Below are 12,108 nucleotides of genomic sequence, written 5' to 3' on the forward strand. Positions count from 1 at the left end.
GATTGTAAAATTCTTATCAGCCGCCGTTTAATATCCACGACTGTTTCAAAGGCCGATACTTTACCTGATTTTTAATGACGTATCCAATGAAGCTTTTTGCTCTTTGCGAGCTACGCAGTGACAATCGCTTTACTTGAAAGTCCGCTATCCAGTCCAATCTCTAAGATCTGCAGCTTCTCTTCCGTTAGTCGCTCACCTGTCCAGTAATCATACCAGTGGACTGGACGGCTTGAAGTCAGCGTTATTGTCAGTGGTGACTCATCATAATTAAACAAGCAGTGTAAATCGTTATTGTCTGTCAACGCTAAGAAAGCGTGGTTCATCGATAGCGAGCGGAACGTTGCCGATTCTTGAGTATGTCTTTGCCGAACCAGTAATTTCTGCCAAGTTTGAATCGCATAGGGCGTCAGCTCAGGGAGTGGATCACCAGACAGCATTAGACCACCGCTTGCCAGTACGGCTGTACGATGAAAGTCATAATATTGCCTTTCGGTACTCTGATTCGGTAATGACACTAACGTGATGCAGTCAGGATCAATTTGCCACAGCTTGCGGTGCTGCCAACTGCGATAGAAGGTTTCCAACGCGATCTGCCGAAAACGGTCTGGACGTCGCTCAACATCGTCAGAAACACGCATCGCATCAACGGCACCTAGTGAAGGCCACATAGGGGCATTACAACCGAGTAACCAACCATCTCCTGCACCATCGGCGATGGCTTGCATACCCATGCGATAAGATTGAACCCCTGTCACTCCAGTCTGATAACGCACGCCTTTTAGCGTTCCCCAGTAGTTAGCGTCGAGTTTAAATAGCTCGACACCCCAATCTTCACGCATGGTTTTTACAACACGAGTGAGATGATCTTGTACTTCAGGATTTGACGTATCAAGTATGTACCACGGTGTGCAGCGCCAACCACCATAGGTAATGTCCTCTGCCTTGAGTAGCTGCCCGTCGTGGTTTTTCACGAACCAATCGGGGTGGTGTGAGAAGATCTTCGACTCAGGTTGTGCAATAAAGGGCGCCAGCCAGATGGCAGGGCGCTTGCCCTTCATTTTGATATCTTGAATAAGGTTTTTGACCCCAGATGAGAATTTATCTGAAGGATCAAGCCAGTCTCCCATAAATGCTTGATAGCCATCATCAAGCAGCACCCAATCCAACGGGGCTAACTCCCCTTGCATCGCGTCGAGGTTTTTCGCAACGTCTTGTTCGGTAACATCAGCATAGTAGGCATACCAAGAACACCACCCTATTGGAGCCTTCGCTTTCACATGGGGACGTGGTGGGTGATTGCTCTGTATAAGAGAGGCATATTGCTGGTAAAGCTCATCAAGCGTGTTGGCTTCTATAACGGCAATAGATTCTAAATCACTGTTCTCCCAGTCTTGAGGGTAGGTACTCTCTCCATCAATAAACGCTGTCACTACCCGACCCTGTTCAGAATCTTGAATTTCAAAGTAGCCGGCAAAACGATGGCATGAGGTGAACCCAAACAGCACAAATGAATCAGCCTCTTCTATAACTAAGGTGTTATAGAAACGCTTGGGCGCATCTTGAGGATAGATTCGGTAACTGCTGTTATTATCAGGGCAGCGACCTACCTCCTCAATCTGCCCTGCTGTCCCACGACACTGAGACAACATTTGAAATCCATCCCCTAACATGACTGCTGATAAACCTGCATCGAGAGGGATCTGACACAACTCATAGTGTTCATCGACGGCAACATTATGCAGTCCAATATAGCGAAAGTTGAGTTGCTGACGCTCTAGTTGAACATCAATATCGGTATTTCTCACCGTTGCTACTTTATGACAAGGAAGGGTTATCTGATAGGTCATGGCACACCATAATTAGAACGTCGCGCAAGGCGTACTGATTTTGCTCAAGCATGGACCGAACCGCTTCTTGTGTCATGACTTTTGTGATTCATTTGATAACAAGGTGTTAGCCGCATCACGTTCTGTGGAGGTTCTAGTGCTACAACCTCATTGTGGGGGGAAAGTAAAATAGAACGGCCGCCCGAAGGCAGCCGCTAATTAACATGCTGGCAGAGTTTGGACTAGAAGATAATGCGATCCGCAAGATGGCTCACGGCAAGCGCAAAGTAGTATGAGCGATTCCATTTCATTAACACGTTGTAGTTGTTATATACCAAGTAAACGCGCCCATTGTGGTCGTCCGGCATGATTAACCAGGCTTTAATATCTTCATCAAGGCTTGGCAAAGGCGTGCCATCGTAACGAGTTACACCCAATTTTGCCCAATCTTGAAGGTATTTGGCTTTTTCTGATTCTCGACCTTGCAAGTTTTCATCAAAGTCATTCGGAACCAGAACCTGGCGGCCCCATGTAAAGTTGTCGTCCCAACCTGACTGACTCAAGTAATTCGCCGTTGACGCGAAGACATCGGGCTTGCTGTTCCAAATGTCTTTTTTGCCATCACCACTGCCATCAGCCGCAAAGGCTAGGAAAGAGCTCGGCATAAACTGACACTGCCCCATCGCACCTGCCCATGAACCTTTCATGTCCTCAAGTTCAATGTGCCCTTGCTCAAGAATTTGCAGTGCGGCCATCAATTCTTTCTTAAAAAAGGCTTCACGTCGCCCGTCATAAGCCATGGTGGCTAGAGCGTCCACTACCTTGTAGTTACCCGTAAACTTACCAAAGTTACTTTCTACCCCCCACAAAGCCACAATAAAGCGTGGCTGAACACCATATTGGTCACCGATGCGTTTTAACTCTGAATAGTGCTTATTGTATAGATTTTTTGCTTGATCGACTTTCCACTGAGGTACAGCTCTAGGAATATACTCATCCAGGGTTAACTTGCGCTCTGGCTGATTACGATCAGCGACGACCGCACGTGGACGGTGCTGAACATCGGCCAATGCCCTATTTACAAGCGACTCATCAATGCCTTGAGCGATCGCCTCTTGCTTCAAGCTCAACACATAATCATCAAAACTCTTTTCGTTTGCCATGACGCCCATTGAAATGGCGGCAGACAAAACGCCTACTAACCAACGTTTCACAGTACTCTCCTTGTTAATCGTTGATGCCCATTAGTCTAGGCTTTTATCATTTTACTGCTGTTGCTGCTTTCTTGCCTTGTATTCATCCAACAAATTCTTTGGTGGGGGCGGCAACTGCAAGAAAAAACCTTTTTCCGTTATAGACTCTTTCACTTTATCTACATCAACAAGAGCCAGCTCTCGCGTTGCGACATTCAACGTCATGACCAGAACTGGCTTGCCAAACATTCGCATCAGTTCATCAGGGACAGCTGAGAAATCCTCTCTTTTTGCCACATAAAGATAAGCGCCTTCTTTCTTCGCGCTCTTATAGATTGTACAAAGCATAGCCACCCTACTGCATGGTTTGGGTTCTCAGCGCCACAAAGCGCTAATAAACACACATAATTTAAGAATTTCATACCAACAAAGCTTGCTGATATATAGCGGGAAATATAACATGAGTTCCCTAGGTAAAAGCAACGTCCTTTGTTCTCAGGCAAAAATAAAATGGCTCAAAATCCCGATTTAAAAGGCAGCAGCTTTACGCTGTCAGTATTTCATCTTGCAGATATTGATATGGATGGAAATTTAACCTTCCTTCGAGATAAAACAGAGCAAGCACCCACTTTTTTTGCCAACGCCCCGGTTGTCATCAACGTATCGCAATCGACTTTAGACATAGATTTTGAGGCATTGAAAGCGGGCATTCTCGATGTTGGTATGTTTCCTGTGGGCGTAACCGGTTGCAAAGACAAGCGTCAGCAAACTCAAGCGACGGATGCCGGGCTGGCTGTGATGACTGCTAGCCGTTCTGCCAATAACGCTCCCGCGGCTTTCGCACCACTAAAAGTTGTCCGCACTCCTATTCGTTCTGGGCAACAAGTCTACGCCAAAGATGGTGATCTCATGATTTTAAGTCATGTCAGTGCTGGGGCTGAGGTTATCGCTGATGGCTCAATACATATACATGGCACTCTAAGAGGACGCGCTATTGCGGGAGCAAGTGGTCAAAAAGGTGCAAAAATTATCTGTAAAGATTTACAAGCTGAACTGGTGTCCATTGCAGGGACATACTGGCTTAGTGACCAAATTAATAGCGAATACTGGAAACAGAACGTCATGGTGAGTCTTGATAACGACCTTCTACAAATCGAATCGCTAAAAGTATAAAACAAAAAGGAAAAATAATATGGCACGCGTAATTGTTGTGACCTCAGGTAAAGGCGGCGTTGGCAAAACCACTTCTAGCGCAGCGATTGCTTCTGGGTTGGCGCTTAAAGGTAAAAAAACAGCAGTTATCGACTTCGATATCGGCTTACGTAATTTAGATTTGATCATGGGTTGTGAGCGTCGCGTCGTTTACGACTTCGTTAATGTGATCAATGGTGAAGCAACTCTGAATCAAGCGCTAATTAAAGATAAGCGCAATGAAAACCTATTCATTTTGCCTGCTTCTCAGACTCGCGACAAAGACGCACTGACTCGTGAAGGAGTAGAGCGCGTGCTTGAAGAGCTAGATGAGGCTGGTTTCGACTTTGTTATTTGTGATTCACCTGCTGGTATCGAGCAAGGCGCGCTTATGGCTCTATACTTTGCTGACGAAGCCATTGTTACCACTAACCCTGAAGTTTCTTCTGTTCGTGACTCTGACCGTATTCTAGGCATTCTTGATTCAAAATCACGCCGCGCGGAAGAGAATCTACCTCCAGTAAAACAGCACTTATTACTGACTCGATACAACCCAGCGCGAGTCAACCAAGGCGAAATGCTCAGTGTTGAAGACGTTGAAGAGATCCTACACATTTCATTGTTAGGCGTTATTCCAGAAAGCCAAGCCGTGTTGAATGCATCAAACAAGGGTATACCCGTCATATTCGATGAAGAATCAGATGCTGGTATGGCCTATGCTGATACTGTAGAACGTCTACTTGGCGAGGAAGTGACATTCCGCTTCTTAACTGAGGAGAAGAAAGGCATCTTCAAGCGACTTTTCGGGGGTTAATACAACATGTCACTACTTGAGTTTTTTCGACCGCAAAAGAAACAATCAGCAAGCTTAGCAAAAGAGCGCTTACAGATCATTGTCGCCGAGCGTCGTAGCCATGACGATCCCGCGCCAGACTACCTACCTCAGCTAAAAGAAGATATTCTAAAAGTGATCGGCAAGTATGTCGCTGTTGATCCAAGCATGGTAGACCTGACATTTGAGCATAAAGATGACGACATCTCAGTGCTTGAGTTAAATGTGAAGTTGCCAGAAGACAACTGATCAATCCAGACAAAAAAGAGCCAGCATCATGCTGGCTCTGTTGTTTATAGAGAAAAGAAACGGCGCTATTACGCGTTCGCTTGCTCAAACTCTTTCATAAAGTCGACAAGCGCTTGAACACCTTCGATTGGCATCGCGTTGTAAATGGAAGCACGCATACCTCCTACCGCCCTATGCCCTTTAAGAGAGACTAAACCACGCTCTGTGGCGAGCTCTAGGAATTTGGCATCCAACTCTGGCTTAGCAAGCTGGAAAGGCACATTCATCAGTGAGCGATTGTTTGAATGCACTTGGTTGCGATAGAACGGTGACTGGTCAATATAATTGTAGAGAATCGCCGCTTTTTCGCGGTTAACTTTTTCAATTGCATCAACACCACCCTGCTCTTTCAACCATTTGAATACTAGTCCTGATAGATACCAGGCGAATGTCGGTGGCGTGTTGAACATTGACTCTTTTTCCGCCAAGACTTTGTAGCTTAATACACTTGGTAGTGTCTTGTGAGCGAAGTCTAGTAGGTCATCACGCACAATTGCAATTGCTATCCCTGCGGGACCTATGTTCTTCTGCGCCCCCGCATAAATAACACCATATTTAGAGATGTCGATTTTACGAGACAAAATGGTCGACGACATATCAGCAACAATTGGCTTGTCCGTTACTGGCAAGTCGTTAATTTCAATACCATCAATGGTCTCGTTCGGGCAGAAGTGAACATACGCAGCCTCGGGAGATACTTGCCATTCTGAAGCTGGCTTGATCGCCACTTTGCCTTCAATTTCCGTTTTCGCATCGAAAACATCGACATCACAATACTTATGCGCTTCTTCTACTGCACTTACCGCCCAATAGCCACCATCGATGTAAGTCGCTGTTGATTTATCACCTAATAGGTTTAGCGGTACCGCTGCAAATTGCGCGCGCGCGCCACCTTGGCAAAACAGTACTTTGTAGTTATCTGGAATTTCCAAAAGGTCGCGCAGATCCTGCTCCGCTTCCTCGGCAACCTTAATGAACTCTTTACTGCGGTGACTGATCTCCATCACCGAGGTACCTAGTGCGTTCCAGTTAACAAACTCTTGCTGTGCTTTTTGCATCACCGCTTTCGGTAATGCGGCTGGACCTGCACTGAAATTGAAAATGTTGTCAGTCAAAGACTCCATGATGTCGGTTGCTCCTGCATAAATATTGATTACTTGTTGGTTTAATACCATTTTTGTAGGCAATAAAAAAGCCCTTCTCGGTTTCCGCTGCAATTAAATTTAATTGCCAGGGCCCATCGAGAAGAGCTAATTTAATCCATATCGCTAAGTTATTGCATCATCATAGGTAAAATGAGCGCCATTAGCGGAATTTTTTGGCCACTTTCAAACACTAGGTGTCCTTCTACCAATTGTGCATTGATGCTGTAACCAGAGTCTGACTCCTGCACAATTTCCATGATAATAGCTTCATCAATACCCTCTTCAATGAATGGATATTCATCCACCAGCGCGTGGGTAAAGTTAGTCTCTAATTGACCAACCACTGCGTTGCTCACCCCTAGTGGGTCAGTTGTTAAGCCCGCCGTCCCCTCAGGGACTTCTAGCTTCCATTTTGAGGTAAAGTCACCGTCCCCCAAAGTGAGAGACATGTTATTCATCGATAGGACGAAGCCACGCTCTACCAGCGTCTCAAGGTGCGGTAAGCTTGAAATCACGTCTTGTTCGGTGAGCTCAACGGCATTTTGATAGATCTCCATAATCGCAGCGAACGACGGCTGATCAAGGTTGCCAATGGTAAAGTCGATATCAAGATTGCTCACAATACCATCGGTTGTATCAACTTCACCGATTTCTACTCTATGAGTACTCGTCAAGCGCTCTGTATCCATATCCTCATTGGCATTAAACGTATATTTCGCATTCTGCAGTGCCATTGCCGCAGAAATACCATCAGAGACCTGCACTTGCTCAACCTCAATGCTCTGCTCTCCAAGCCAAATATATTTCGCTTTTTTACCCTCGCCTTGAGCTTTCAAACCCTCAACAAGAAAGCTTTCTCCTGAATCAAACTCTAAAGAGATGGACGGCACCATCATAGTAAAATCCAACTCACCCAGAACGGTGACCGAACCCTCTGCAGAAGAAGGAGAGATCGTCAGTGAAACATCAGGGTTATCTTCCGGCTGGTAGTGCCAACTTGCTATGTTTAGTGCGTAATCGGTATTACCATTGAGTTGGGTTGTTGTTTTCAACTCCGCTGGAATTGGAAAGTCCTCTACCGTGGAAATCGCTGAGATACTCGCGATGCCGTGAGAAATATGACTATCGACAGTAAATTCAGTTGGTAAGCCATCGGCTTCAAGTTGCGCTTTAAACACTTCATCACGAACGGAATAGCGTGTTTTTGCTACAGAAGACAAATAGCCACGATCATATTCTACAATCTCTGCTTTTAAGGTCTCGTTATTTGCCTCTTCGATACCGTCTTCAATAACGCGTTCACCAATTTGTCCTACTGCTAGCGGCCAACAAAGGACAAGGCCGACTACACCACCTATGGCCCCGAGTTTCTTCAATTGTGTCATAAATTACTCGTAATAAATTCAAATCAAAACATTGAGATAAGTCAGAGTATTGCTTTTATTTGCTTCGAGAGCAAATTTCTCATACCAAGCTCTCAAACTGCTGGTGAAATCGTTGGTAAAGTAACCTTAATGCTTTTGTGTGAATGACACGAGCGATTATTCTGCGTTAAAAGGAAGTCTATTTGTGAAGCGGTTTGCGATTTTGTGTGTGTTTAATGATGAGAGCTCTAAACAGGCGGTTAGAACGTCTCTCGCATCATTTCAACACGCTTTTGATATACGTTATGTCGACAGCCTTGAACAGGCTAGAGAGATCATCAATTCTGCTGCCAACGAACAGCCTCTCGCAATGGTCGTTGCCCAACACTACAATGGTTTTGAAGGCTCTAAGCTTCTCATAGAACTAGAGCACAACATCATTCACACACCTGCCCGACGCATTCTTATCTCATCTGAACAAGATTTTGGCGCCATCATCAGTGCCGTCAATCTAGGACGGCTAGATCATTGTGAAACTCTGCCATTTGACACTGACTCCATACGACCTGTCATTGTGAAAGAGCTGACCTCTTTTATCATCGACCAAGACAAGGACAACGTCTTAAATTACGCCTATGTGCTCGATCAGAAACGCATTCTACGTAGCCACATCGATGAGAAAGTGCAGCACTATCAACGCGGGTTCATTGACTATCATCTTGTTTCAGACAAAGAGCTAACCGAAAAGGTCATCCAATCGCTTAGGGAGTTCTTCGCCGTCAGCGACGAATCGAACGCCTGTCGAACTTATTCCTCTGATCACCTTCTGACCAAAGAAGGTGAAGATAATCGTTTCCTATGGTTTATCACCGAAGGAGAAGTTGCCCTGTATAAAAAAGATGATTTTGGAGAGCAACGTGAAGTCGTTAGATACGGTAAGGGTAACATTGTTGGCGGTATGTCTTTTGTCACCGGTGAGCCCTCCTTTTCCACTGGTCTAACACTTTGTCAAACGGAAGTCATTAAGCTTGATCGTGACATCTTTGCTCAAGTCATGAATAGCAATACCGAACTATTGCCACTATTTACCAACCTGCTTCTTCGTCACTTTAACCGCAGATTGCAACGCAGTATTTTCACCAAATTAGAACTGCAGAAAACCATCGAATCTCTTGAGGTTGCTCATCAGCAGCTCATAGAGCGTGAAAAAATGGCGGTCCTAGGGCAACTTGTCGCTGGCGTTGCCCATGAGATCAATAACCCGATTGCCGCAATCATGCGCGGAACAGAGGTGGTGATTCAAAATGTACAAAAGCTGGTTGAAATGGACTATCAACCCATTGATAAATCGATGAGTGAAAACCTCTTTAAACACGCACTGAGTTCCAACCCTCTCTCAACAGCAGAGCTACGCAAACGCGCCCGTGAATTAGAAAAACAGGTGACCGACCGGGTGGTGGCTAAAAAGCTGGTTAACCTCGGACTAGAAGGGGATATGAACCTTATAAACATGGCGAAAAGCGCTCCTGATAAGGCGAAGGCGTTGCTCAAGCACTACGAAACGCATCACCAAACAGGCAGTACATTAAGGAGCATGGACAACTGCTCCAAACGTATCGCTGAGATGGTCAAAAGTCTCAAAGGTTACGCAAGACCAGGAGAGGAGCATTTTCAATACGCCAACATTCACGAGGGCATTGATGACACACTAGTGATGTTCGAAAACAAACTCAAGTTTCACCAGGTCGAAAAAGCCTACACCGATGTGCCGCTGCTCTACTGCCAACCGAATGCCCTACAACAGGTTTGGACCAATCTCATCTCGAACGCAATCGATGCCTTCCCAGAGCATGGTGAATTAGCCGTCAAAACCGCTCATACGTTATTAGATGGTCAAAGTTGGATCAAAGTCAGCGTCCAAGATAATGGATCCGGTATCCCTTTGGAGCTACAAGAAAAGATTTTCACACTCAACTTCACCACGAAAAAAGAGGGTCATTTTGGTTTAGGTATCGGTTTATCCGTCTGCCAGCAGGTCGTTTCTTTACATCAAGGTCGAATCGAAGTTGAGTCACAGCCCGATAAATTCACAATCATGACGGTATGGTTACCCGTATTGCAACAGAGCATCAAGGAGAGCTTATGAATGAATATCTCATTTTATGTGTCGATGACGAAAGGTATGTATTAGACAGTGTGTTGCAAGATTTAGAAGAATTTGAAGAGCACTTTATCGTTGAAGCCACAGAGTCGGTCGCCGAAGCGAGAGAAGTTGTCGCATCCGCCATCAATGAAGGAAAACAGCTGGCGTTGATCCTATGTGACCACATTATGCCTGAGCAAACTGGCGTGTCATTTTTGGTTGAATTGGACCAAGCAAAAGAAACCGCCAACGCAAAAAAAGTTCTGCTCACAGGTCAAGCTGAACTAGAGGATACAGTACAAGCCGTCAATCAGGCCCACCTCGATTACTTCATCGGTAAACCCTGGAATGGTGAAGAGCTGCGCCATCGTGTGACACAACTGCTTACAGATTACGTGATAAAAAATGACACAAACCTGATGCAATGGACTGCCGTACTGGACACTGAGCGTATTTTAAACGCAATTTCAGATAAAAGAACACAATTTGGCGAGTGATTGATTGCGATCTAATGACTTGAACTAACTGATAGATTATCATTGCTGCCTAATTAAGGGATAAAACGGAAGGGCGTTTCACGCTCTTCTTGGGCCAGCATTGTCGTGCGTAAAGGGAGAGCACGCTCTTCCTCGACCACGGTATTTCGCTTGTACACAGACTAGTTATATAAGGTGTTATTTTAGTTATGCGTAAAACTGTAGTAGCAGTCGCTCTCGCATTGATTTCAACTCAAGCATTAGCGAATTCAGATCGTGAGCGTGAACGCGCGGTAATGAGTAACTTTAGTTACGACTACCTAGAAGCCCGTGTTGGTATTAGCCCTGTCACTGTGGGCGCACAATTTAGTAAGAGCATTCACCCGAATGCACACTTCGTTGCTCGAATTGATACTGAAATGGAAAGTGATTACGATGCGGCGGCGGGTTTAGGCTTCCATGCTCCTGTCAGTAACTGGGCAGATGTGACCGGTGAAATGCTATTTCGTATTCAAGATTTTGATAGTACTGAATCTGGCGTCGAAGTTAACCTAGGCGTGCGCCAGTGGCTTGGTCCACAACTAGAGGTGGGCGGTAAAGTTGGCTATGTCTCGATTAAGAGTGAAGAGGAAGTGATTGGCTCACTACACGCTCGCTTCCACTCGACCGAATTATTCTCGTTGGGTGCAGAATTCCGTATCAACGACTCTTACGGTGAACAGCTAATGATGACAACGCGCTTTAAGTTTTAATTAGCGGCATGCTGAAAGAATGAAACCCAAGCAACATTGCTTGGGTTTTTTGTGTCAGTAGTGCTCAACACGTTGGTTGAACGTTTTATTTTCTTTTAGCACTTTCCAGTGAACACCCTCTATTGCACCAGCGAGCTTCCACAGCAATTTAGGATCGACATTATTACCATACGTCCCTTTTACCATCTCAAACACTTCGTGAGCCCCCAAATCTTTGAAGGTGTCGACATCTTCAATACCCGATTTCCTCAACATACGCTCGATCGTCAACTGCATATTGGGGAGATCACGTATCCGAAGATCTGTACCCAATTGTCGACCATTTTTTTGCTCTACCGCTAGTGCTATTGACTTCCTCATCAAACTATTGAGCTCCTCACTACCCTTTATAAACAAAGCTGTCACATCATAATAGTTTACCGTTGCAGTACACTGCCTTTTTACTTGACGGTATTTGACACAATTCAATGCGTTTAAGCGTGCATCAAGTTTTCCACCTCCACGTAGATAAAACCTACCAGAGATAAACTGGCAAAACATGGCTCCTTGCTTGAAAATACCTGTACCTCCAAACATAGCTCGTTGTTGAAATTTTCCAAAGTTGCTTACGTAATCTAAAAATACTTGGTCTGTCATATCCCTTGATCCATTTAATCAATGCCCCGATTAATGTTGATCACCAGATAACAGCGGCGAAAAAATAAAATGGTTATTTATGATTGAAATGTCCCAACCAAAAGTTTGAGCTTTGTTCCATTACTACACACTCTTTTATTGAGTTAATCATAGTTCACGCGGCAAATTAAGTCTGGGCAACAGTCACATACAAACGCTTGCATATTAGAATTGACATGACACACATCACACTTTGTGCAACAACAAGTATCAACGCCTAGTT

General features: G+C 45.0%; 12 protein-coding genes. 6 read left to right on the top strand and 6 right to left on the bottom strand.

Annotated elements, in window-relative coordinates; translation table 11 throughout:
- Window positions 1–110: 110 nt before the first annotated feature.
- The 3 genes from GT360_RS09150 to GT360_RS09160 form a co-directional block, all read right to left on the bottom strand.
- The gene (locus GT360_RS09150; protein WP_164648567.1) at window positions 111–1,847 is read right to left on the bottom strand and encodes a glycoside hydrolase family 36 protein; all 1,737 of its coding nucleotides are present in this window, start codon (window positions 1,845–1,847) and stop codon (window positions 111–113) included.
- A gap of 221 nt (window positions 1,848–2,068) precedes the next feature.
- Complete coding sequence (locus GT360_RS09155; protein WP_204274525.1) at window positions 2,069–3,040, bottom strand: lytic murein transglycosylase; 972 nt, start codon at window positions 3,038–3,040, stop codon at window positions 2,069–2,071.
- A 51-nt stretch (window positions 3,041–3,091) separates the two neighbouring features.
- Window positions 3,092–3,367, bottom strand: coding sequence for a YcgL domain-containing protein (locus GT360_RS09160; protein ID WP_164648568.1), 276 nt, complete (start codon window positions 3,365–3,367; stop codon window positions 3,092–3,094).
- Between the two features lie 162 nt (window positions 3,368–3,529).
- Here GT360_RS09160 and minC point away from each other — a divergent pair, with 162 nt between their 5' ends.
- Genes minC through minE form a run of 3 tightly spaced genes read left to right on the top strand, consistent with a single transcriptional unit; the run spans window position 3,530 to window position 5,291 of the window.
- Window positions 3,530–4,192 (top strand): septum site-determining protein MinC, encoded by a 663-nt coding sequence (minC, locus tag GT360_RS09165; RefSeq protein WP_164648569.1) that lies wholly within the window; start codon window positions 3,530–3,532, stop codon window positions 4,190–4,192.
- Window positions 4,193–4,211: 19 nt separating this feature from the next.
- Window positions 4,212–5,024: a septum site-determining protein MinD gene (gene minD, locus GT360_RS09170; protein WP_164648571.1), complete on the top strand. Its 813-nt coding sequence runs from the start codon at window positions 4,212–4,214 to the stop codon at window positions 5,022–5,024.
- A 6-nt stretch (window positions 5,025–5,030) separates the two neighbouring features.
- The gene (gene minE / locus GT360_RS09175) at window positions 5,031–5,291 is read left to right on the top strand and encodes a cell division topological specificity factor MinE (protein ID WP_164648572.1); all 261 of its coding nucleotides are present in this window, start codon (window positions 5,031–5,033) and stop codon (window positions 5,289–5,291) included.
- A gap of 68 nt (window positions 5,292–5,359) precedes the next feature.
- On the opposite strand, the gene serC is transcribed toward minE, so the two are convergent.
- Both serC and GT360_RS09185 read right to left on the bottom strand, forming a co-directional pair.
- Entirely contained in the window at window positions 5,360–6,454 is a 1,095-nt protein-coding gene (serC, locus tag GT360_RS09180; protein WP_164649634.1) for a 3-phosphoserine/phosphohydroxythreonine transaminase, read from the bottom strand.
- Between the two features lie 149 nt (window positions 6,455–6,603).
- Window positions 6,604–7,860, bottom strand: a complete 1,257-nt coding sequence (locus GT360_RS09185) for a DUF945 family protein (protein WP_164648573.1) — start codon at window positions 7,858–7,860, stop codon at window positions 6,604–6,606.
- Between the two features lie 184 nt (window positions 7,861–8,044).
- Here GT360_RS09185 and GT360_RS09190 point away from each other — a divergent pair, with 184 nt between their 5' ends.
- The 3 genes from GT360_RS09190 (at window position 8,045) to GT360_RS09200 (ending at window position 11,210) form a co-directional block, all read left to right on the top strand.
- Window positions 8,045–9,985, top strand: a complete 1,941-nt coding sequence (locus GT360_RS09190; RefSeq protein ID WP_164648574.1) for an ATP-binding protein — start codon at window positions 8,045–8,047, stop codon at window positions 9,983–9,985.
- Window positions 9,982–10,479: a response regulator gene (locus GT360_RS09195; protein ID WP_164648575.1), complete on the top strand. Its 498-nt coding sequence runs from the start codon at window positions 9,982–9,984 to the stop codon at window positions 10,477–10,479. Before GT360_RS09190 ends, GT360_RS09195 begins: the two co-directional genes overlap by 4 nt.
- A 188-nt stretch (window positions 10,480–10,667) precedes the next feature.
- Window positions 10,668–11,210, top strand: a complete 543-nt coding sequence (locus GT360_RS09200; protein ID WP_164648576.1) for a hypothetical protein — start codon at window positions 10,668–10,670, stop codon at window positions 11,208–11,210.
- Window positions 11,211–11,264: 54 nt separating this feature from the next.
- Here GT360_RS09200 and GT360_RS09205 read toward each other — a convergent pair whose 3' ends face one another.
- Window positions 11,265–11,846: a TfoX/Sxy family DNA transformation protein gene (locus tag GT360_RS09205; protein ID WP_164648577.1), complete on the bottom strand. Its 582-nt coding sequence runs from the start codon at window positions 11,844–11,846 to the stop codon at window positions 11,265–11,267.
- Window positions 11,847–12,108: the final 262 nt, after the last annotated feature.

This window comes from Vibrio astriarenae, assembly GCF_010587385.1.
GTDB lineage: Bacteria > Pseudomonadota > Gammaproteobacteria > Enterobacterales > Vibrionaceae > Vibrio > Vibrio astriarenae.